Source organism: Exiguobacterium sp. SL-10, from assembly GCF_004337025.1.
Taxonomy (GTDB): domain Bacteria; phylum Bacillota; class Bacilli; order Exiguobacteriales; family Exiguobacteriaceae; genus Exiguobacterium.
Genome location: NZ_SJUP01000014.1, coordinates 48412 through 70009 on the forward strand (window position 1 = coordinate 48412; position 21598 = coordinate 70009).

Here is a 21598-nt window from a genome sequence, read left to right on the forward strand (position 1 = left end):
AAAACCCGGTTTCTCTTCATGAGAAGCCGGGTTTTGTATTATTCAAAATCGAGGCGGTAATGTTCCGGTTGAACGAGTGACGTCCGGTTGAACAGGCGGTAGAAGACAATCCCGAGTGTCACCGGGATGAGCCCGAACAGGACGATGACGAGCATGACGTTCCAAAGCGCGAAACCGCCGGGCATGAGGTGCAAGGCGTTGATCGGTCCGATGAGACCAGACACACCGAAACCGGCACTGATTGGTGTACCTTCAATTCGAAGGATGCCTGCGAGCGCTCCGAGGATGGCCGCATTGGCGAGCACGGGCAACATCATGATCGGACGACGGACGAAGTTCGCCATTTGAATCTTCGGCGAGCCGAGGAAGTGGGCGATGGATGTTCCCGTCGCGTTCATCTGCCAGCCGGCGATGGCGAGACCGAAGCCCGCTGCGACAACGCCGAGGTTGGCCGCCCCGGCGGCGACACCAGACAGGCTGATGGCCGTGGCGATGCCGACCGTCGAGATTGGCGAGACGATGATGAGCGAGAACGCCATCGCGATCAACATGCCCATCACGATCGGCTGCAGTTCCGTCATCGTCATGATGATCGTCCCGACGTACATCGTGATTTGTGAGATGTAAGTGAGCAGGAACGCCCCGATCCCTCCGGCGACGACGATGACCGTCATCGGCAAGACGAGTACCGTGTACGTCTTCAAACGTGGCGACAGCTGCATGACAAGGAACGTCGCGAGAGCGGCCGTCACGCCGGCCGTGATGACGTCACCGATCCCGGCCATGAGGAATGCGCCTTCCTCGATGCGAATGGCGCCACTGCCGACCTGGGTGGCGATGCCGATCGTCCCGGCCTCGAGTGCCGAGCGTCCGAACTGCATGGCGACGGCGACACCGATGATGACTGGTAAGAGGCGCATCGCAATCGTCGTCGCGTCCAAGATGAACTGCAAGGACGGAACATACGGCAAGATGGCTTTCGTTAATTCACCGAGCAAAGCGCTCGGGATAAGGGCGATGAGAATGGCTAGACTGAGGCCGTTCAATACGTTCATCAAAAACTGTTTTCCGGTAAGCTTCTCTTCCGTCATTGGGGATTCACCTGTCCTTTTCTACTGGTATGCTGTTATGTACAAAAGCAATAAAGTTAATGACCATACTATGCTTCTTTCTGGCGAGCGTCAACAAGAAATGTTGAAATGTTCAGAATTTTCCATTTGAGCACAACTTTTGAACAGAGCGGTCCGCATTCATATACTAAAAGAAGAGGTGAGAACAATGATGACAGACGGATTCTTATATATATACGCTCCGATGTGCGGTACATGCGCCGTGGCGGAGCGAATGCTCTCGGTCGTCGAGGCGGTCGACCCAGAAATCCGGATTGAAAAGCGTGACGCCAACTTTATCCCGAACGAGCTTGAGGCGTATCAGGTCATGAGCGTCCCGGCGCTATTAAAGCTGGAGAATGGCCAGGTTCGGGATCGGTTGTATGCGTTTCAAAACGTTCAGCACGTCCTATCTTTCGTTAAATGAGATAGGATGATGAGAATAATCTGAAAATTTTAAATAATCAGTTGACACAGAAAGTTCACGAATGATATATTCATTACAACATCTTACTTGAACACAACATAGGACGAGATTTTCCCGTCAGCAAGACGTTTTCGAACAACCGCTGCATGAGCTTACGCGATTTCAGGTGGACCGTCCCTTCGATTGTCCCCCAAAAAAATCAAGCGTCGAGGCACCGGTCGCGTAATTGCATGGTCCGTTCGAAGACCGAGTGATGATTGGGTAAAATCCCCCATATAAGGATGAATGCTCTGATCGGGCAAAAGAGGTTCATCTATGGGTTGTCCTTCCCGTGTCTCAAGGTGCTACGTTCTGTGTCATCCTCGGATGGCACCTTTTTTTATTTTTTTGCATAAAATAGTTTGACATGAAAATAATATGTCGCTATGATAAGGCTAATCAAATACGCAACCACTCTTATCAAGAGAGGCTGAGGGACTGGCCCTATGACGCCCAGCAACCGCGGAGCAATCCGAAATGGTGCTAATTCCAGCAAGGTGTAAACCTTGGAAGATGAGAGCAATCGTTGTCCGTACGATAAAGTACGCACGTTTGCTCAAACGTGCGTACTTTTTTTGTTGTCAGGAGGGAAATGGATTGATTCAACTACGCAATGTGGCCAAATGGTTCGATACGAAAAACGGTCGGGTCCAGGCGGTCGATGATGTGTCGCTTACGATTGAAAGCGGCGAAATTTTTGGAATAATCGGATATTCGGGAGCGGGAAAGTCGACGCTTATCCGGTTGCTCAACCGACTCGAGGCACCGTCAAGCGGTGAAATCGTGGTCGCCGGCAGCGAGCTGACGAAGCTCACGCCGAAGGAACTACGCGGGGTACGTAAAAACGTCTCGATGGTGTTCCAACACTTCAACTTATTATGGTCGCGCACGGTCGCTGAGAACATCAGCTTCCCGCTCGAGCTCATCGGGGTACCGGCGAGCGAGCGCAAACGCCGCGTCCAAGAACTCGTCGAACTCGTCGGCCTCGCCGGACGAGAAGACAGCTATCCGTCACAACTATCGGGTGGCCAAAAGCAGCGAGTCGGGATCGCCCGCGCGCTCGCTACGAATCCAGAAGTGCTCCTCTGCGATGAAGCGACGAGCGCCCTCGACCCGAAGACGACCGATTCGATTCTCGAACTGCTCGTCAGTATCAATAAGAAGCTCGGTTTGACAATCGTCCTCATCACCCATGAGATGCATGTCATTCAAAAGATTTGTCACCGTGTCGCCGTCATGGAGGCCGGGAAGGTCGTCGAGACCGGACAAGTCGCCGACGTGTTCCAACATCCGGAGCAGCCGATCACAAAAGAGTTCGTCAAACAAATTGGTGCGGTCGAGGACATGTCGCTCACGTTCGAGCATTTGAAAGCCCGTTATCCGAGCGGTCAAATCGTCAAGCTTAAATTCTTGAACGAGACGGCCGAACAACCGATTTTGTCGGAAGTGTTGAAGCAGCATGATATCGGCTTCAACATCATCGGCGGGAACGTGACGCAGTCACAAGTCGGTGCCCTCGGGACATTATTCATCCAATTGATCGGAGAGCCGGCTGAAGTCGAGCGGGCCATCGCCTCAATCCGGTCACAGGCAGTGGAAGTGGAGGTAGAAAGCGATGTTTCCTAATGTAGATTGGCAAGTTATGTTGGAACAGACGTGGGAGACGCTCTATATGACGCTCGTCGCCGGAGCCGCGACATTCGTCATCGGTCTTGCCCTCGGGATGCTCCTATATGTCACGAACGAGCCACTCATGATGAAAAACCGGCCGATTTACACAATCATCAGCGCAATCGTCAACGTGTTCCGGTCAATCCCGTTCATCATTTTGATTATCTTGCTCATCCCGTTCACGTTACTCGTCGTTGGGACGATGCTCGGCTCGACGGCAGCACTGCCGGCACTGATCATCGGTGCGGCTCCGTTCTATGCGCGGATGGTCGAGCTCGCGCTTCGCGAAGTCGACCGCGGCGTCATCGAGGCGGCCGAATCGATGGGTGCGACGAAATGGCAGATTGTCTATAAAGTATTGTTCCCTGAAGCGTTGCCGGCCATCGTGTCAGGCATCACGGTCACGATCGTCGCGATCGTCGGTTACACGGCGATGGCAGGGGTCGTCGGGGGCGGGGGACTTGGTAACTTGGCGTTCCTCGAAGGATTCCAGCGTTCACAAAGCGACGTCACGTTCGTCGCGACCGTCTTAATCTTGGTCATCGTCTTCGTCATCCAGTTCATCGGCGATCGACTCGTATCCGTAATTGACAAGCGTTCCGCTTGATCGAAATAGAAAATTTGGAGGGGTTTTATAATGAAATCATGGAAAACAGTACTCGGATTGACAGCAGCTTCAGCACTCACGATTCTCGCGGCTTGCGGCGGTGGGGATTCAGAATCAGGTTCAGGCGATGACAAGACGCTCGTCGTCGGCGCGTCGAACGTCCCGCACGCTGAGATTTTAGAACACATTCAAGACGAATATGAAGAGAAGGGCTATACGCTCGAAATTAAGAAGTTCCAAGACTACGTTCTCCCGAACAAGACGCTCGCGGACGGGGAGCTCGACGCGAACTACTTCCAACACGAGCCGTACCTCGAGTCGCAAATGGCTGAAAACAAAGACTACAAATTCGCATCAGCTGGCGGTGTCCACATCGAGCCGATCGGTGTCTACTCACAAGACTACAAATCACTTGATGAGCTTCCAGAAGGTGCTGAAATCATCATGAGCTCGTCGGTCGCTGACCATGGACGGATCCTCACGATGCTCCAATCGGAAGGTTTGCTCACACTAGCGGAAGGCAAGACGACAGATGCGACGGTTGCAGATATCGTCGACAACCCGAAAAACTTGGAGTTCAAAACGGACGTCGAAGCGGCACTTCTCCCGCAAGCGTTCAACAACGGTGAAGGGGACGCGGTCCTCATCAACACGAACTACGCGATCGATGCTGGCCTCAACCCGCTCGAAGACGCCATCGCCCTCGAAGGCGAAGATTCACCTTACGTCAACTTGATCGTCACACGTGAAGGAGACGAAGAGGATGAGCGCGTCAAGGCACTTCTTGAAGTCCTCACTTCAGAAGAGACACAAGAGTGGATCTTGGAAGAGTACAAAGGTGCAGTCGTACCGGTCAAACAATAATCTCGTCAAGGCTCGGGACATCCCGGGCCTTTTTTGTTTGGAGTAGTTTTGCCTAAGTATTCGAAGTACACTATATATATGTAGAAAAAGGGGGGATCCGGATGAACATACGACACATTCATCCGCTGACGCTGGGTGTCTTGTTTGGCACATTTTTTGCCCGGCTGTCGACATTTTTTGTTATGCCATTTTTTGCGATTTATCTCGCGACGCTCGGCTTCTCGGCGAGCGTCATCGGGACGGTATTCGCCATCTCGGCGCTATCGGGGTTATTCATGAGCTTTTTCGGGGGGACGTTGTCTGACCGGTATGGGCGCAAGCAGTTGATGCTGATCGGGATCGCCTTGAATGCGGTCACGTTCACTGGCTTCGCACTTGTGACGGACTTGTTTTGGTTTTACATATTCTCGGTGCTCATGGGTGTGTCACGGTCGTTCCTCGAACCGGCGTCCCGTGCGCTCATCAGCGATACGACACAGCCGGACCAACGCGTCATCGTTTATAACGTCCGCTACTTTTTAATCAATATCGCGGCGGCGATCGGGCCGTTGCTCGCGGTCGTGTTGTCGCTCACCGGAGCGAAGAGCGCCTTCTTCGTCGTGACGGGCGTCTATGTCCTATACGGACTCGTCATCTCGACATTGTTCCGCAAGTATCCGTTCGAGGAAGGGGACGGCGTCAAAGTCCGGCCGCGCTTGACGGAGACGTTCCGTGTGTTACAACAAGATAAGACGTTCCGCTCCGTCATCATCGGCATGATCTTTGCCATCATCGGCTATAGTCAGTTCAATGCGACGTTGCCGCAGTTCATCGCGTTTCATGACGGCTTCAGTGACGGCTCACGCTTGTTCGCCTACCTGTTGACGGTCAATGCGATCACCGTGCTCGTCGTCCAATATCCGATCATGCGCTTCGGGATTCGCGTGTCACCGATCAAGTCGCTCTTTTTCGGCGTCGGGACGTTGTCGACCGGCCTTCTGCTCATCGGTTTTGCGACCGAGACGTGGGTGTTGTTCGTCGCGATGGTCATCTTTACAATCGGGGAGGTGCTCATGTTCACGATGACGGACGTGTTGACGGACGAATTGGCACCGGCTCACCTGCGCGGGACGTATTTCGGGGCGATGGGGTTGACGGCGCTCGGTCAGACGATCGGTCCTGTCATCGGCGGCGTGTTGCTCGATGGATTCGACAACGCAGCGCTACCGGTTTTTGGAAGCTTGGCCGTATTGACGGCATGCGGGGCCTTCTTCTTCGCCGACGCCTTGAAAGAAAGGAAAGCAAGTTTGGCCTTAACCGAGGAAAAAGTTGGATAAAGTCTTGATTTCCCGATATTCTCATTCTCAACATTTAAGTTTTATTGAGAATGAATAATAAGGTGAGTCGCTTGAAATAAAAAATTGCCTAGATTAAGATTAGAATATATCTAATCTACGCCAAAAATGGCGAGAAAACGGAAGGGGTATCCGAATGTCTAACGTACCACACATGAAAATTGATGACCTCCGCGTCTCAATCGAAGGAAAAGAGATCGTCAAAGGTCTTAATCTTGAAATCAAAGGTGGCGAAATTCACGCCATCATGGGTCCTAACGGGACGGGTAAATCTACACTCGCATCGGCACTTATGGGACATCCATTGTATGAAGTAACAGGCGGAAGCGTCGATTTGAACGGCGAAGACGTACTCGAGATGGAAGTCGACGAGCGCGCGCAAGCCGGAATGTTCCTCGCGATGCAGTATCCTGCTGAAATTAGTGGTGTCACGAATGCCGATTTCTTGCGTTCAGCGATCAACTCGCGCCGTGAAGAAGGCCAAGAAATCTCGCTCATGAAGTTCATCCGTGAACTCGATGCGAAGATGGACGTCCTTGAAATTCCTTCAGCCATGGCACACCGCTATTTGAACGAAGGCTTCTCAGGCGGAGAGAAAAAACGTAACGAAATTCTTCAAATGATGATGATTAAACCGAACATCGCCATCCTCGATGAAATCGACTCAGGTCTTGACATCGATGCACTTAAAGTCGTCGCCAAAGGCGTCAACGAAATGCGCAACGAAGAGTTCGGCTGCTTGATCATCACGCACTATCAACGTCTCCTCAACTATATCGAGCCAGACTTTGTTCACATCATGATGGACGGAAAAATCGTCATGTCAGGTGGCAAAGAGCTTGCACAACGACTCGAAGCAGAAGGTTACGACTGGGTGAAGCAAGATCTTGGAATGACAGTAGACACAGAAGCGTAAGGAGGCTGTACGATGACCGTACAATTTGAATTGGATGCACAAGCAGTAGCGGCACGTGCAGAGGCGCTCGGTGGACCGGCATTTATGGTCAACCGTCGCAAAGAAGCAGCAGAACTTGCGCCGACTCTCGCCTTGCCAAAAGTTGAAAAGATCAAGATTGATAAATGGGACTTCGTCTCTGGAGACGTCGAGCTCACGAAGCACGACGGCTTGACGCCTGAAATCGAAGCACTTCTTGGAGACCACCGTACAAACGTGCTCGTTGAACGCAACGGTCATGTCGTCTACAACGAACTTGCGACGCCAGAAGGTGTTCTCTTCATGGGCATCAACGAAGCGATGGAACAACATCCGGACCTCGTCGAGAAGTATTTCATGACGGAAGGTGTCCGCGTGGACGAAGAACGTTTGTCTGCGTTGAACGCTGCCCTCATGAACGGCGGCGCGTTCTTATACGTACCGAAGAACGTCCAGTTGAAAGACCCGCTCCAAGCCATCTTCACGATGGAACAAGCGAACGGCGCGCTCTATCACCACACGATCATCGTCGCAGACGAAGGCAGTGAAGTGACGTACGTCGAGAGCTTCCTCTCGAACACGAACGAACCGCACACGGTCAACGCCGTGACAGAAGTGTTCGCAGCCGCGAACGCGAAAGTCGTCTTCGGTGGCGTCGACCAGCTCGCTGAGTCGGCCCTCTCATTCATGAACCGCCGTGGTGTCGTCTATGAGAACGCACGCCTTGAATGGGCGCTCGGTCACATGAACGACGGCAACTCGCTCGTCGAGACGAAGACGCACCTCGTCGGAGACAACACGTTCTCAGACACGAAAGCCGTCACGGTTGGTCGTGGCGCGCAGAAACAAAACTTCAACATCCGGACGGACCATTTCGGGAAGTCATCGGAAGGGTTCATCTTGATTCACGGTGTCCAAAAAGATTCGGCCACGGCCATCTTCAGCGGGACATCGATGATTCACCATGGCGCTTCGAAATCGAACGGCGTTCAAACGGAACGTGTGCTCATGTTGTCTGAAAAGGCACGTGGCGACGCAAACCCGATTCTCCTCATCGATGAGGACGACGTCATGGCAGGTCACGCCGCTTCGGTCGGCCGCGTCGACGACGTGCAGCTTTACTACTTGATGAGCCGCGGTCTGTCACGTAAAGAAGCCGAACGGTTGATCATTCACGGATTCTTGAACCCGGTCGTCGAGCAACTCGCGATCGAGTCGGTCAAAGACCGTCTCCGTGAAGTCATCGAAGGGAAAGTACGTTAAGATGATCGATGCCTCGATTCGTAAACAGTTCCCGATTTTAGATCAGGAAATCAACGGTCATCCGCTCGTCTATCTCGACAGCGCGGCGAGCTCCCAAAAACCGCTTGCTGTCATCGAGGCGATCGAGGATTACTATCGCCGCATCCACTCGAACGTGCACCGGGGCGTCCATACGCTCGGGACGCACGCGACGGATGCGTATGAAGGGGCGCGGGAGCGCGTCCGTTCATTCATCAACGCCGCCGTCCCAGAAGAGATTATCTTCACACGCGGGACGACGACGGCGATTAACCTCGTCGCGTCGAGCTACGGGGATGCTAACGTCGAAGCGGGGGACGAAATCGTCCTGACGCCGATGGAGCATCACGCCAATTTGATTCCGTGGCAACAGCTCGCCAAACGTAAAGGGGCCACGCTCCGTTACGTTGAATTGACGCCGGACGGTCGAGTCACGCTCGACGCGGTCCGTGCCGTCTTGTCAGACCGGACGAAAATCGTCGCTATGAGTCACGTCTCGAACGTGCTCGGCACGATCAACCCGATCGCCGATGTGGCGAAGCTCGCCCATGAAAAAGGCGCGGTCATGGTCGTCGATGCGGCACAAAGCGCACCGCACCGGAAACTTGACGTGCAAGCACTCGATTGCGACTTCCTCGCCTTCTCAGGCCATAAGATGCTCGGTCCGACCGGGATCGGGGTCTTATACGGGAAGAAACAGTTGCTCAAACACATGGAACCGGTCGAATTCGGTGGCGAGATGATCGATTACGTCGACTTGTATGAGTCGACATGGAAAGACATCCCGTACCGGTTCGAAGCAGGGACGCCGATTATCGCCGGCGCCGTCGGTTTGGCAGCGGCCATCGACTTTTTAGAAGACCTCGGTCTCGAGAACGTCGAGGCCCACGAACGGGCGCTCGCGACGTACGCCATCGAACAGATGCGGACGATTGAAGGCATTGAGATTTACGGGCCAGAGGAACGCGTCGGACTCGTCACGTTCAACTTAGGTGACGTGCACGCCCATGACCTAGCGACCGTCTTGGATATGCAAGGCATCGCGGTCCGAGCCGGCCACCATTGTGCCCAGCCGCTCATGCGTCTCCTGAAGCAATCATCGACAGCCCGAGCGAGCTTCTACTTGTACAATACGAAAGAAGAAGTCGACCGCTTCATCGAAGGGCTACGTCAAACGAAGGAGTATTTCAATTATGAGTTTTAACAATCTCGACATGTTGTACCGACAGGTCATCATGGATCATTATAAAAACCCAAGAAACCGTGGCGTCATCGAAGATGGCGTGACGATCGACTTGAACAACCCGACATGCGGGGATTCACTCCGACTCCAACTCCAAGTCGAGGACGGAATCGTGAAAGATGCCAAGTTCGAAGGGGAAGGCTGTTCGATCAGCCTCGCCTCGGCATCGATGATGACTCAAATCGTGAAGGGCAAGTCTGTTGACGAGGCACTCCAGTTGGCTAACATCTTCTCGGAGATGGTCCAAGGGAAAGACTACGATACAGACACGTTCGACCTAGGCGACATCGAAGCGTTGTCTGGCGTCTCAAAGTTTCCGGCTCGCATCAAGTGCGCCACGCTCGCGTGGAAAGCGCTTGAAAAGGGAGTCGACGAGGAAGCGTAAGTAGAAGGAGGAGACCGATATGGCGAAAAACATGCCTGACATTGGCGATTATAAATATGGCTTCCATGACCGAGACATCTCGATTTTCCGTTCAGGCCGCGGCTTGACGAACGAAATCGTAGAGACGATCTCGCGCATGAAAGAAGAACCGGCATGGATGCTCGAGTTCCGTTTGAAATCACTCGAACAGTTCCGCAAAATGCCGATGCCGACATGGGGCGGCGATCTCACGGCACTCGATTTCGATGAGATTACGTACTATGTCAAACCGTCTGAAAAGACAGAGCACTCGTGGGACGAGGTTCCTGAAGAAATCAAACGTACGTTTGACAAGCTTGGGATCCCGGAAGCGGAGCAGAAATACTTGGCAGGCGTTTCGGCTCAGTATGAGTCTGAAGTCGTCTATCACAGTATGCAAGAAGATTTCGAAGCGAAAGGTGTCATCTTTAAAGATACAGACACTGCTTTGAAAGAAGATGAAGAACTCTTCCGTGAGTACTTCGGAAAATTGATCCCGCCGACAGACAACAAGTTCTCGGCGCTCAACTCGGCTGTTTGGTCAGGTGGCTCGTTCATCTACGTACCAAAAGGCGTGAAGCTCGAGCAACCGCTCCAAGCTTATTTCCGTATCAACTCGGAGAACATGGGTCAGTTCGAGCGGACGCTCATCATCGTCGACGAGGGCGCATCTGTCCATTACGTCGAAGGATGTACGGCACCGGTCTACACGACGAACTCACTTCACTCAGCGGTCGTTGAGATCTTCGTCAACAAAGACGCATACTGCCGTTACACGACGATCCAAAACTGGGCGAACAACGTCTACAACTTGGTCACGAAGCGTGCCGTCTGTGAAGCGGGTGGATCGATGGAGTGGATCGATGGTAACATCGGTTCGAAACTCACGATGAAATACCCAGCCGTCATCTTAAAAGGTGAAGGCTCGCGCGGTATGACGCTCTCGATCGCTCTCGGCGGTAAAGGGCAGCACCAAGACGCAGGCGCGAAAATGATTCACCTCGCACCGAACACGTCATCGTCAATCGTCTCGAAGTCGATTTCGAAACAAGGCGGAAAAGTCTCGTATCGCGGTATCGTCCACTTTGGCCGTAAAGCGAAAGGCGCACGTTCGAACATCGAATGTGACACGCTCATCATGGACAACGAGTCGACGTCGGACACGATCCCGTACAACGAGATCTTGAACGACCAAGTCTCGCTCGAGCACGAAGCGAAAGTCTCAAAAGTGTCAGAAGAGCAACTCTTCTACCTCATGAGCCGCGGAATCTCGGAAGAAGAAGCGACGGAAATGATCGTCATGGGCTTCATCGAGCCATTCACGAAAGAATTGCCAATGGAATATGCCGTCGAAATGAACCGTCTCATCAAGTTTGAGATGGAAGGATCGATCGGGTAATCCTGAATAGATTGAGAAAGACGGTTGACATGAACTCATGTCGACCGTCTTTTTGTGCAGACTGTGCCTATAAACAGGGAATAGAGAATGGGATAAGATGATGCGTGCCTGTAGACTTGAGAGGAGAATCTCACATGATGTTCTTAGTGACGGGATATTTCAACGCTGACAAAATGAAAGAAAAGACCGACCTAGAAATCGAACAAATCATGGCGACGTGCGAACCACACTTACAGGAGCTATATGCAAGTGAGCAGGTGTTGATGGATATGGGGCTTGAAGCGGAAGTGAAGGAACTCAAGCGAGAGTCACATCAGATTGGGATTACGGATGGGCCCGTTACCGCATCGAAGGAAGTAATGGGCAGTGCGTTCGTGATTGAAGCGTTAGATCTAGAGGATGCGGTCAGAATCGCTTCCATCCATCCGACGACCCAAGTGCCCGAAGCGGAAGCGTTAGGGTGGAGGCTCGAGATTCGGCCGGTTCACTATTATCGGGAGCGAGAATGACAAATGTGATAAACATCTTTTTGTTTAGAAGCGAATTCCTCACAAGCGAGTTCGCTTTTTTGTCGTGAAACGAAGGCGAGTCGGGTATGCTAAGAAAGAGAACACGTTTAGAAAGGGATGAAGCATATGGATCACTTGAACAAGATTGACCCAGAAGACATCACCCGCATCGCCGTCGTCGGCGCCGGCTGGGTCGGTATCAGTTTCGCCTATCAACTGTCGATGGCGGCGCTCTGTGAAGAGCTCGTCTTAATCGACTCGAACCACGCCAAGGCCGAAGGGGAGGCGATGGACCTCAACCATGGCATCTCGTTCGCCCCGAGCCCGGTCCGCATTTGGGCGGGGGAGTACGCGGACTGCCGTGACGCCGATATCGTCGTCATCACGGCCGGTGCTGCTCAAAAGCTCGGTCAGACCCAGATGGACCTGGCTGCACAAAACGCGGTCGTCGTCCGTGACGTCACGAAACAAGTCATGGCGAGCGGATTCGACGGCATCATCGTCGTTGCGACGAACCCGGTTAACGTCATGGCGCACGTCGCCTGGAAGGCGTCCGGCTTGCCAAAGCACCGCGTCATCGGTTCGGGTACGGTGCTTGACACGGCCCGTCTTCGTTATAAGGTCGGTGAGTACTTCGACTTGTCATCACGGAACTGCCACGTCTATTACATGGGCGAGCATGGCGCCGGGGGATTCGTCGCCTGGGACAACGCCCGTATTTACGGGAAGTCGATGAAGCAGTTACTCGAGGAGAATGAATCGTACCGCCAAGAAGATTTGGACGCCATCTATCAAGACGTCCGCGATGCGGCGAATCAAATCATCGAATATAAGAGTGCGGCCTACTACGCGATTGGGCTCGGTCTCCTCCGGATCGTTCGCGCCATCGTCCGGAACGAGAACTCCGTCGTGACGATCGGTGCCCATCTCGACGGCGAATACGGGGCCTCTGAGCTTCATATCGGCGTACCGGCCTTAATCGATCGGACCGGTATCCGCCAAATCATCGAGATCGAACTGACGGACGAAGAACAACAACAGTTCGACGCCTCGGTCGGTCGGATTCGTCAAGCCATCGATAAAATTGAATCGACCTCATAATAAAAGACCCGGCTGCGACTGCAGCCGGGTTTGTCGTTACGACGCCTTCTTCTCGGCGACGTCTTTCTTATAATATTTCTCGGACGTGAAAAACTCGGTCGTTAACCGCTTCACTTCACCGCTCAACATCAAGACGGCAATCATGTTCGGGATGAGGATCATCGCGAGCATGAAGTCGAGGAAGTTCCAAATCATTTGCGCGCCGCCGATCGCTCCGATGACGATCGAGGCGATATAGACGACTTTCATCATGAAGCCGGCCTTCAAACCGAACAAGTACTCGGCTTGACGCGATCCGTAAAAGATGATGACGATAATCGTCGATAAGACGAAGAAGATGAGCGAGATCGTGACGAGCAGACTGCCCGTGTAACCGAAGTACTCTTGGAATGCGATCGTCGTGAGTGCCGCTGGGTCGTTCATAGCACCGGCCTCTGTCCATACACCGGACGACAAGACGACGAACGCTGTCGTGCTACAGATAATGAGCGTATCGATGACGATGCCGATGACAGCCCAGAATCCTTGGCGGACCGGGTGATCCGTCTGTGCGGCCGCGTGGGCGATTGGTGCCGTTCCAAGTCCCGCCTCGTTCGAGTACAGACCGCGAGCGAAGCCCCAACGAATCGTCTCGGCAATCGCGGCACCGGCGAATCCGCCCAGGGCAGCCATCGGTTGGAACGCGTACGTGAAGATGAGACTGAGCACTTCCGGGATTTGCGAGAAGTTCATCAAGACGATGATGAACCCGGCACCGACATAGACGAGCGCCATCGCCGGGACGATGACCTCTGTCACTTTGGCGATCCGCTTCACTCCGCCGAAGACGACAAGGGCGACGAGACCCGCGACAATCAACCCGGTCACGAGCGTATTCCCGTCAAACGTCTCGCGGACAGCCGAGCTGACAGCATTCCCTTGCACCATGATACTCGGGATGAGTTCAATCATCAGGGCGAAGGCGAACCAGGAAGCGAGCCATTTCAACTTCAAGCCTTTCGCCATATAGTAGACGGGACCGCCGACAAATTCCCCGGCCTCGTTTTTCTCGCGGTAACGGACAGCGAGGACGCTCTCCGAGAACTTGATGGCCATCCCGACGACGGCGATGACCCACATCCAGAAGATGGCCCCGGGACCACCGAACATGATGGCAGCCGGTACCCCGATGATGTTAGCGGCACCGATTGTCGACGACAAGGCCGACGTGAGTGCTTGGCGAGGACTGATGTCGCCTTCGCCTTTTGGTTTTTTAAAGACACTGCCTAACGTTTGTTGCAATATGTATAGCGGGTATCGGAATTGAAAGAAACCTAAACGAATCGTCAAATAAAAGCCAGACAACACGAGCAAAGAGATGATTGGCACTCCCCAAAGCCAATCAGAAAACGACGTCACCATATTCACAAGTTGTTCCACATCACCACTCCTATCCAGTATTTTACTTATATACTGTTACCTAACGAGTCAGTAGCTAAACGCATTCATTCAAATTAAAGGGGGAAATAGTTATGAAACAAGCACAGCATCTCATCGTCTCAGGTCGAGTCCAAGGAGTCGGTTTCCGGTACTTCGCTCAATCGACAGCGCTCGAATATGGCGTCACGGGCTGGGTCCGGAACTTGAATGATGGGACGGTCGAACTTCAGATTGAAGGAGACGCTGAGAAACTTACATCCTATAAACGGGCGTTATATGACGGCAATCGTTTTGTCGGGGTTGAGCGGATTGATGCAGAAGACGCGACGGTCGAATCATATCGGAAGTTCGATATCCGTTATTGACCATTTTTCTCATAAAGAGCAATCTGCGCTCGTTTTCTCACCGATAATTTGTAAAATGAGGGAGCGGTTCTATATAGAAAATCCACATTTCAAAAAAATAAACATCTTTTTTAAGGATAGGGTGGTCAAAAAAATGAAAGTGTGTATAATGAAATAGACCAAGCGGTTTATTGTCAGAAAATTTAGTCATTTGATTCATTGGGTAACACGGAAGGTATTACATGTATGTGGAGGTAGTTGTATGAAAAAATCGACATTATTCCCGTTAGCATTCACGATTTTCGCATTATTCTTCGGGGCCGGGAACTTGCTGTTCCCACCGATGCTAGGTGCGATGGCAGGTGAGAACCTCGTCCCAGCCCTAGTCGGTTTCGTCATTACCGGCGTTGGGCTACCATTACTCGCGCTATTCGCAGTCGCGCGGGTCGGCGGTGGATCTGACCAAATCGCTCGGTACATTCCGAAGCGACTTGCGCTCGTTTTGACGGGATTAATGTACGTGGCGATTGGGCCGTTCTTCGGGATTCCTCGGACGGCAGCCGTCACGTATGAGATGGGAGTCGTACCGTTCCTCGGTGCGCCATCTACGCTCACGCTCGCAATCAGTTCAACTGTCTTCTTTGGTTTGACGTTCTTCTTGACGTTACGCGCTCAAAAATTGATTGAAGTCATCGGACGCATCATCACGCCAATCCTCTTGCTCTTGCTTGCGGCAATCGGAATCACGAACCTCGTGGCTCCACTCGGGCAGCCAAGCGCGCCTGCAGAAGGGTATGAGACGTGGATTGGTGCCCTCGGGGAAGGCTTCAAACAAGGCTACTTGACGATGGACGTCTTTGGCGCTCTCGTCTTCGGTGCCATCGTGCTCGTCACGCTTAAGGCGAACGGGATGACAGACCAGAAAGAAGCATCTTCACTCCTTCGGACGTCTGGCATGCTCGCTGTCACGTGTTTGATGCTCGTCTATATCTCGCTCGGTTCAATCGGGGCGAATATGACGGGTCAAACGGGCACGACAGACGGAGCTAGCTTGCTTCAAGCGTTCGCTGGTACGTCGTTCGGACAAGTCGGAATGCTCGCGCTCGGGGCTGCGGTCTTCCTCGCTTGTTTGACGACAGCGGTCGGACTCATCAGTGAGTTCTCACGCTTCGTCAGCAACACGTTCGAGTCGCTCAAGTATTACCAAGTCGTCATCGCGACGACGTTGTTCGGCTATCTTATCTCACTCGTCGGACTCGGTACGTTGATTCAAATCGCGGTACCATTGCTCACACTCTTGTACCCAGTCATGATCGCACTCGTTCTCGTGTCGATCACGGAACGGATTCAACGCAACCCACACGTTGCGATGAAAGCGACGGTGTACACGGCCCTCGTGCTCTCGCTTTTCGAGACGACACACGGTTTGGCACCGTCAGCAGCGACAGCTTGGATCACGAACTTGCCGATGGCTGAGATCGGGCTCGCCTGGGCAGTTCCAACGTTGATCGTATATGTGATCACGCTTTTCTTACCGAAACAACGTTCCAACCAATCACTCGCTCAATCACGCATCTCATAAACAGATGAGTGAACACCCATCCTCTGGTCAAGGATGGGTGTTTTGCTGTCTTATCGTTTGCTCATTCCATTCGTCAACAAGTAAAATGAAGAGACGAAAAGGAAGTGACATACATTGACGACTAAACAAAAGAAACAATTGGCGATTCTCATGTTGAACATGTTCATCGCCGTAGCAGGATTCGGGATCATTATTCCGATTATTCCTGATTATTTGAAGATGATTGGCGAGGGTGGCACCGCTGCCGGACTCATGATCTCTGTCTTCGCTGGGGCTCAGTTGCTCATGTCGCCGATTGCCGGGAAATGGGCGGACGTTTACGGTCGCCGACTGATGATTATTTTAGGTCTGATCGGCTTCACCGTCTCGATGGGGGTCTTTTACTTATCTGACAACCTGACCGTTTTGTTGATTTCACGGGCAATCGGCGGCGTCGGGGCCGCGCTCTTGATTCCAGCTATCTTTGCTTATGTGGCTGATATCACGACGCTCAAGCAACGGGCGAAAGGAAACAGTTATATTTCCGCGGCCATGTCGCTCGGGATTGTCATCGGACCAGGAATTGGTGGCTTCTTCGCCGAATTTGGATTGAAGGCACCACTCTTGTTGTCAGCGATTGTTTCATTCGTCGCCGTCATCTCGTCCATTATTCTGTTGAAAGAACCAGATCGCGAGCCATACGTCCAAACGAGTGAGAGCGAGTCGTTACCGCGCCAACTCGTCTCGTCGACACGGAAACCCTATTTCTTCGTGCTCGTCATCAACTTGGTCATGGCATTCGGTTTGATGGCGTATGAATCTGTCCTTGGATTGTTCGTCAGTGAGACGTTCAGCGCGACGCCGCAACAAATTGCGGTCATGATCACGGGGACAGGCATTGTCAGCGTCATCGTGCAACTGTTTGCCGTCGATCGTCTCGTCTCGGTACTCGGGGAGATCAAAGTCGTGCTCATCTTCATTATGCTCGCGGCGCTCGGCTTTTTATTCTCACTGTTCGCCGGATCTTACGCGATTTTCTTCGCGGTCACGTTGATTATCTTCTTGTCCACGTCGATTTTACGACCGGTATTAAATACGCTCGTATCGAAGATGGCCGATAAAGAACAAGGATTTGCGATGGGGATGAATAACGCCTATATGAGCATCGGGAATATCGTCGGACCGACGCTTGCCGGCATCGCGTTTGATATCGATATGCGCTATCCGTTCGTGATGGGGCTCGTCCTGTTGCTCGTGACGTTCGCAGGGACGTTGAATTGGTCGAAACGGAACGCGACGGCCACGTTCGAACAATGATATAAGGAGGGAATGTGATGATTTATGTCGGTGTGACGGGGTGGGGAGACCATGATTTATTGTATACGACCCCGGAAGAACGGAAACATAAACTGTCGACCTACGCGGGGCATTTCCCGACCGTTGAAATCGATTCCTCGTTTTACGCGATTCAACCGGTAAAGAATTACGAGAAATGGAACCAGGAGACACCGGAGACGTTCCAATTCATCGTCAAAGTTTCCAGGGAAATGAGCGGGCATGACCGCGAGCCGAAGCTACCGCTCGCTGAACTGTTCGAACGGTACCGGACATCGGTCGAGCCGTTGAAACAAGTCGGGAAGCTACGGGCCGTCCTCGTTCAGCTGCCGCCGTGGTTTGACGTCTCGAAGCCACACCTCGATTACTTGCGGACGATTCGTGACGAGTTGAAGGATTACGACATCGCCATCGAATTCCGGAACCCGACCTGGTTCTCCGAAGCGTTCCGGGAGCGGACGCTCGCCTTTTTAGCGGAACAACGCTTCATCAATACGATTTGTGATGAGCCGCAGACGAAAGAGAGCAGCATTCCGTTCGTCCCGATCGTAACCAACCCGGATGTGGCCGTCGTGCGCTTACACGGCCGTAACACCGCTGGGTGGCTCCGGAAACCAGGCATGACGAGCCAAGAGTGGCGTCATGTCCGTTGTCTGTATCGTTACAGTGAAGACGAACTACAAGAGCTCGCTGCGGCGCTTAAACAAGTGGACGAGAAAGCAAAGTCGGTGTATGTCTACTTCAACAACAATTCGGCCGGAGATGCAGTACCGAACGCCAAGCGGCTGATCGAGATCCTCGGTGCTGAATATGAGCTCGCCCCGAGTCAAATCAGCCTGTTTTAGGAAGGGGAATCGTCTTGAGAACGATCACGATGTTTCATTATAATGACTTACATTCGAAATTTCATAACTGGCCGCGTCTCGTCTCTTTTTTGAACGAGCACCGGACGGAAGAGACGCTCGTCTTCGATCTCGGCGACCATGCCGACAGGACCCATCCGGCGACAGAAGTGACACGCGGACAAGTGAACGTCCGTTTGCTCAACCGCGTCCAACCGACGGCAGTCACGATTGGGAATAATGAAGGCATCACATTCCCGCACGACTGGCTCGCCAATTTGTATGATGAGGCAGAGTTCCCGGTACTGCTCGCGAACGTCTACTATGCGGACGGTACGAGACCCGATTGGGCGACGGAGACACTCATCGTCGAACGCGATGGACTTCACATCGGACTGTTCGGTGTGACGGCACCTTATGAAGAACTTTATCCAGAGCTGGGTTGGGCGATTGAACCACCGCATGTGGCGACAAGTCGTGCCCTTGAGAAACTCCGAGACTGCGATGTCGTCATCGCACTCAGCCATCTCGGTTTTTATGCAGACGAACGGCTCGCTGAGACGTTTCCGGAGATTGATGTCATCCTCGGGGCTCATACCCATCACGTGCTCGATGACGGTGTCGTCACGAACGGCGTCTTGATCGCTCAGGCCGGTAAATACGGGCAATACGTAGGGGAAGTGGAACTTACGCTCGACGGGCACCGAGTCGTCGAGAAGCGGGCCAGTTTGCACGATTTGACCGAACAGGATACAGATGAAGCGACAGTTTCGACCTTACAAGACGAATATAGCCAAGCCGAACGGCTGCTCGATGTGACGATTGCCGACACGCCGGGTTATCCGAGTGACTGGTTCGGTCCGTCTGCCATTGGAGACTTATTGGCAGGCGGCCTCGCCGACTGGTGTGACGCTGAAGTGAGCGTGATCCCATCCGGTGTCTTGTTAGAAGGGTTGCCGCCTGGTCACGTCACGCTCAATATGCTTCATCGCATCTGCCCGCACCCGATCAACCCTTGTCTCCTCTCGCTTGACGGAGCCACGTTGATTCGTTTTTTGAACGATGTCCAAGAAGAAGCGTTCACGACGATGCACGTCCGCGGCCTCGGGTTTCGAGGAACGGTTCTCGGTGCCCCGATCATCCATGGTCTCGAGGTGAGGCATGGCCGCTATTATATCCAAGGTCAGGAAATCGATCTCGACGAGACGTATCGCGTCGCTACGGTCGACATGTTCACATTCGGTCCGCTCCTTCCGTATTTGGCCGACCAGAAGAAGCGTTACTTTATGCCGGAACTGCTCCGTGATGTGTTACGCGAAACAATCGTGACACGTCATAATGCCATCCGAAAAGGATAGGGACGAGACCGTTCGGCATGATATGATAGAAAAGTGGAGGTGTGAAACATGATTAGAGTGAATCGCCACGGCTATACCGTCATCGAAGAAAAGCGTGACGGTTTTGACGAGGAGGCATTCATCGCACGCTATAGCGACGTGCTCGATAAATATGATTATATCGTCGGGGACTGGGGCCACGGACAACTTCGGTTGAAAGGGTTCTATGAAACAAAATCCAAGTTCGCGACATATGACAATCGAATCGATCACGTGATGGATTACGTGTATGAATACTGTAACTTTGGTTGCCCGTTTTTCGTGCTTAAAAAAGAGACGGAAATTGATGAAGCAGAAGACGGACCGGTCTTCGGCGGAACGAAACAACCACTCAAATTGAAACGCAAATTCAATAAGTCGGAAGAAGCCGAGCCTTCGACCGGAACATGACGCGCTGATGACATCAGCGCTTTTTTTGTTACATTTATTTTCCAAATGTTTCTTTTAGGTGAAAAGACGGTGTGACAGGTTTAGGGACAGGAAAATTGTGATAACTTATATTTATAGCAATTGTTTCTGTTCGGGTTTTGGAAGTGAGGTGGAAGTATGCAACACGTACAAACGGCGACCGTCGGTGACCGCGATGACGTCCATAACCGAATTCACAATCTCGGTTTGGGCTTACTTGCGATGTTGTTCTTCGGGTTAGGGAGTATTATGACGTTTTACTTCACGGCCGCAGTCTTGATTTATGAGGTTGTCCACGTCTTGCTGATCCGCCGCTTTGAATATCGTCAGGCATTTCTGAGAAGCCGCTTATTTAAACTCATTTCATTGGCAGCGGTGACCACGGGTGTGCTCTTATTTATCTTATCAATGTCGCAATTTTTCATGGGCAATATCATGTATTGAGGGGAGGAGGAAAAACCTTTTCCCTTTTTTCGTGTTTTTTTGAAACTTTTCTGGAGGCAATCACGTACACTTAGGAGAGAACTCACAAAAAGGATGATGAAAAATGACTGCACAACTTAAGCAACATGCACAACAAATGTTAACCGGAAAACGTTGGTTACTCGCCGGCCTTTTGATTTTATTCGTTGTCTTGAACGGGATTCCACAAGCGTTCGCGCCTCCTGTAGACCCAGAAGCGGCCCCGACAGCAATGGACACAGGACTTACGTTCTTGTCGCTTATTCTCACGTTATTGATCGCGCCGCTCGCAATCGGCTGGTCTTGGCTCGTTCTGTCTGTATCGCGCGGTGACAAGCCGGGTGTCTCAACATTGTTCGCCCCGTTCAAAACGGGATACGTCAAGCACGTGCTCGCCCCGTTCTTCATGGGATTATTTATCTTCCTTTGGTCGTTGCTCCTCGTGATTCCGGGAATCATCAAAAGTTTCTCGTATTCACTCACGTATTACATCTTACGCGACCAACCAGAATTATCGGCTCTCGAGGCGCTCACAGAATCACGTCGGATGATGGACGGGCACAAGATGGACGCGTTCAAACTCGTCCTTTCGTTCATCGGTTGGTTCCTTCTCGGGGTAATTACACTCGGTATCGGTTTCTTGTACGTCTATCCGTATTTCACAACGACGTACGCGACGTTCTACGACTCGATTCGTCAAGCGGAACAACCGCAGACGAACCATGTTGGGACTGATTTTGAACAAGGATTCTAAACGAAAACCTCCGCTCATCGAGAGAGGACACTGAAAAACTTCAAATGTTTTTGAACAGAGGAGCGCCGTCCCGGAAGGGATGGCGCTCCTCTGTTTTCATCGCCCTTCAGCCGCCCTGTCCGGCACGCCGCTTTCCTGGGGGCGGGCTGCGAGCC

General features: G+C 52.4%; 22 protein-coding genes and 1 riboswitch. Of the genes, 20 read left to right on the forward strand and 2 right to left on the reverse strand.

Annotated elements, in window-relative coordinates:
- Positions 1-38: 38 nt before the first annotated feature.
- Positions 39-1091 carry a PTS sugar transporter subunit IIC gene (locus EVJ33_RS13340; protein WP_131437900.1) on the reverse strand — a complete coding sequence of 351 codons (1053 nt, stop codon included), beginning with the start codon at positions 1089-1091 and terminating at the stop codon, positions 39-41.
- 178 nt (positions 1092-1269) lie between these two features.
- Here EVJ33_RS13340 and EVJ33_RS13345 point away from each other — a divergent pair, with 178 nt between their 5' ends.
- The 12 genes from EVJ33_RS13345 to EVJ33_RS13400 all read left to right on the forward strand — a co-directional run bounded on the left by EVJ33_RS13345 (position 1270) and on the right by EVJ33_RS13400 (position 12921).
- Positions 1270-1536: a thioredoxin family protein gene (locus EVJ33_RS13345; protein ID WP_255417509.1), complete on the forward strand. Its 267-nt coding sequence runs from the start codon at positions 1270-1272 to the stop codon at positions 1534-1536.
- A 453-nt stretch (positions 1537-1989) separates the two neighbouring features.
- Positions 1990-2095, forward strand: a riboswitch (SAM riboswitch).
- Positions 2096-2172: 77 nt separating this feature from the next.
- Entirely contained in the window at positions 2173-3201 is a 1029-nt protein-coding gene (locus EVJ33_RS13350) for a methionine ABC transporter ATP-binding protein (protein ID WP_021065491.1), read from the forward strand.
- Complete coding sequence (locus EVJ33_RS13355) at positions 3191-3853, forward strand: methionine ABC transporter permease (RefSeq protein WP_131437904.1); 663 nt, start codon at positions 3191-3193, stop codon at positions 3851-3853. The genes EVJ33_RS13350 and EVJ33_RS13355 overlap by 11 nt, the downstream gene beginning before the upstream one ends.
- 30 nt (positions 3854-3883) lie before the next feature.
- The gene (locus EVJ33_RS13360; RefSeq protein ID WP_131437906.1) at positions 3884-4717 is read left to right on the forward strand and encodes a MetQ/NlpA family ABC transporter substrate-binding protein; all 834 of its coding nucleotides are present in this window, start codon (positions 3884-3886) and stop codon (positions 4715-4717) included.
- A gap of 101 nt (positions 4718-4818) precedes the next feature.
- Positions 4819-6033, forward strand: a complete 1215-nt coding sequence (locus EVJ33_RS13365; protein ID WP_131437908.1) for an MDR family MFS transporter — start codon at positions 4819-4821, stop codon at positions 6031-6033.
- 172 nt (positions 6034-6205) lie between these two features.
- Complete coding sequence (gene sufC / locus EVJ33_RS13370) at positions 6206-6967, forward strand: Fe-S cluster assembly ATPase SufC (RefSeq protein ID WP_087576453.1); 762 nt, start codon at positions 6206-6208, stop codon at positions 6965-6967.
- A gap of 12 nt (positions 6968-6979) precedes the next feature.
- Positions 6980-8248, forward strand: a complete 1269-nt coding sequence (sufD, locus tag EVJ33_RS13375) for a Fe-S cluster assembly protein SufD (protein WP_034778444.1) — start codon at positions 6980-6982, stop codon at positions 8246-8248.
- Between the two features lies 1 nt (position 8249).
- Positions 8250-9470: a cysteine desulfurase gene (locus tag EVJ33_RS13380; RefSeq protein WP_131437935.1), complete on the forward strand. Its 1221-nt coding sequence runs from the start codon at positions 8250-8252 to the stop codon at positions 9468-9470.
- Positions 9460-9894 carry a Fe-S cluster assembly sulfur transfer protein SufU gene (gene sufU, locus EVJ33_RS13385; RefSeq protein ID WP_034778441.1) on the forward strand — a complete coding sequence of 145 codons (435 nt, stop codon included), beginning with the start codon at positions 9460-9462 and terminating at the stop codon, positions 9892-9894. The genes EVJ33_RS13380 and sufU overlap by 11 nt, the downstream gene beginning before the upstream one ends.
- Positions 9895-9913: 19 nt before the next feature.
- Positions 9914-11311: a Fe-S cluster assembly protein SufB gene (gene sufB, locus EVJ33_RS13390; protein ID WP_131437910.1), complete on the forward strand. Its 1398-nt coding sequence runs from the start codon at positions 9914-9916 to the stop codon at positions 11309-11311.
- 134 nt (positions 11312-11445) lie between these two features.
- The gene (locus EVJ33_RS13395) at positions 11446-11820 is read left to right on the forward strand and encodes a YciI family protein (protein WP_131437912.1); all 375 of its coding nucleotides are present in this window, start codon (positions 11446-11448) and stop codon (positions 11818-11820) included.
- 126 nt (positions 11821-11946) lie between these two features.
- Positions 11947-12921 (forward strand): L-lactate dehydrogenase, encoded by a 975-nt coding sequence (locus EVJ33_RS13400; protein ID WP_131437914.1) that lies wholly within the window; start codon positions 11947-11949, stop codon positions 12919-12921.
- 36 nt (positions 12922-12957) lie between these two features.
- On the opposite strand, the gene EVJ33_RS13405 is transcribed toward EVJ33_RS13400, so the two are convergent.
- A complete protein-coding gene (locus tag EVJ33_RS13405; RefSeq protein WP_483297315.1) occupies positions 12958-14322 on the reverse strand; it encodes an alanine/glycine:cation symporter family protein in 1365 nt (454 codons plus the stop codon).
- A gap of 110 nt (positions 14323-14432) precedes the next feature.
- On the opposite strand from EVJ33_RS13405, the gene EVJ33_RS13410 reads away from it, so the two are divergent.
- The 8 genes from EVJ33_RS13410 to EVJ33_RS13445 all read left to right on the forward strand — a co-directional run bounded on the left by EVJ33_RS13410 (position 14433) and on the right by EVJ33_RS13445 (position 21443).
- Positions 14433-14705 (forward strand): acylphosphatase, encoded by a 273-nt coding sequence (locus tag EVJ33_RS13410; RefSeq protein WP_131437918.1) that lies wholly within the window; start codon positions 14433-14435, stop codon positions 14703-14705.
- Positions 14706-14946: 241 nt separating this feature from the next.
- Positions 14947-16266 (forward strand): branched-chain amino acid transport system II carrier protein, encoded by a 1320-nt coding sequence (gene brnQ / locus EVJ33_RS13415; protein WP_131437920.1) that lies wholly within the window; start codon positions 14947-14949, stop codon positions 16264-16266.
- Between the two features lie 114 nt (positions 16267-16380).
- The gene (locus EVJ33_RS13420; protein WP_131437922.1) at positions 16381-17562 is read left to right on the forward strand and encodes an MFS transporter; all 1182 of its coding nucleotides are present in this window, start codon (positions 16381-16383) and stop codon (positions 17560-17562) included.
- A 17-nt stretch (positions 17563-17579) separates the two neighbouring features.
- Positions 17580-18425 (forward strand): DUF72 domain-containing protein, encoded by an 846-nt coding sequence (locus EVJ33_RS13425; protein WP_131437924.1) that lies wholly within the window; start codon positions 17580-17582, stop codon positions 18423-18425.
- Positions 18426-18439: 14 nt separating this feature from the next.
- Positions 18440-19780, forward strand: a complete 1341-nt coding sequence (locus EVJ33_RS13430) for a bifunctional metallophosphatase/5'-nucleotidase (protein WP_236634633.1) — start codon at positions 18440-18442, stop codon at positions 19778-19780.
- Positions 19781-19828: 48 nt separating this feature from the next.
- Positions 19829-20209 (forward strand): YutD family protein, encoded by a 381-nt coding sequence (locus EVJ33_RS13435; RefSeq protein WP_021065508.1) that lies wholly within the window; start codon positions 19829-19831, stop codon positions 20207-20209.
- Between the two features lie 156 nt (positions 20210-20365).
- Positions 20366-20671, forward strand: coding sequence for a hypothetical protein (locus EVJ33_RS13440; RefSeq protein ID WP_131437926.1), 306 nt, complete (start codon positions 20366-20368; stop codon positions 20669-20671).
- 103 nt (positions 20672-20774) lie between these two features.
- On the forward strand, positions 20775-21443 hold the full coding sequence (locus EVJ33_RS13445; RefSeq protein WP_131437928.1) for a DUF975 family protein: 669 nt from the start codon (positions 20775-20777) through the stop codon (positions 21441-21443).
- The last annotated feature ends 155 nt before the right edge of the window (positions 21444-21598 follow it).

Coding starts and splice junctions, on each gene's coding strand:
- EVJ33_RS13360 (WP_131437906.1), top strand. CDS start 3,884: ATGAAATCATGGAAAACAGTACTCGGATTGACAGCAGCTTCAGCACTC.
- EVJ33_RS13365 (WP_131437908.1), top strand. CDS start 4,819: ATGAACATACGACACATTCATCCGCTGACGCTGGGTGTCTTGTTTGGC.
- EVJ33_RS13355 (WP_131437904.1), top strand. CDS start 3,191: ATGTTTCCTAATGTAGATTGGCAAGTTATGTTGGAACAGACGTGGGAG.
- EVJ33_RS13395 (WP_131437912.1), top strand. CDS start 11,446: ATGATGTTCTTAGTGACGGGATATTTCAACGCTGACAAAATGAAAGAA.
- EVJ33_RS13445 (WP_131437928.1), top strand. CDS start 20,775: ATGACTGCACAACTTAAGCAACATGCACAACAAATGTTAACCGGAAAA.
- EVJ33_RS13440 (WP_131437926.1), top strand. CDS start 20,366: ATGCAACACGTACAAACGGCGACCGTCGGTGACCGCGATGACGTCCAT.
- sufD (WP_034778444.1), top strand. CDS start 6,980: ATGACCGTACAATTTGAATTGGATGCACAAGCAGTAGCGGCACGTGCA.
- sufC (WP_087576453.1), top strand. CDS start 6,206: ATGAAAATTGATGACCTCCGCGTCTCAATCGAAGGAAAAGAGATCGTC.
- EVJ33_RS13340 (WP_131437900.1), bottom strand. CDS start 1,091: ATGACGGAAGAGAAGCTTACCGGAAAACAGTTTTTGATGAACGTATTG.
- EVJ33_RS13425 (WP_131437924.1), top strand. CDS start 17,580: ATGATTTATGTCGGTGTGACGGGGTGGGGAGACCATGATTTATTGTAT.
- sufU (WP_034778441.1), top strand. CDS start 9,460: ATGAGTTTTAACAATCTCGACATGTTGTACCGACAGGTCATCATGGAT.
- EVJ33_RS13435 (WP_021065508.1), top strand. CDS start 19,829: ATGATTAGAGTGAATCGCCACGGCTATACCGTCATCGAAGAAAAGCGT.
- EVJ33_RS13380 (WP_131437935.1), top strand. CDS start 8,250: ATGATCGATGCCTCGATTCGTAAACAGTTCCCGATTTTAGATCAGGAA.
- EVJ33_RS13405 (WP_483297315.1), bottom strand. CDS start 14,322: ATGGTGACGTCGTTTTCTGATTGGCTTTGGGGAGTGCCAATCATCTCT.
- EVJ33_RS13410 (WP_131437918.1), top strand. CDS start 14,433: ATGAAACAAGCACAGCATCTCATCGTCTCAGGTCGAGTCCAAGGAGTC.
- sufB (WP_131437910.1), top strand. CDS start 9,914: ATGGCGAAAAACATGCCTGACATTGGCGATTATAAATATGGCTTCCAT.
- brnQ (WP_131437920.1), top strand. CDS start 14,947: ATGAAAAAATCGACATTATTCCCGTTAGCATTCACGATTTTCGCATTA.
- EVJ33_RS13400 (WP_131437914.1), top strand. CDS start 11,947: ATGGATCACTTGAACAAGATTGACCCAGAAGACATCACCCGCATCGCC.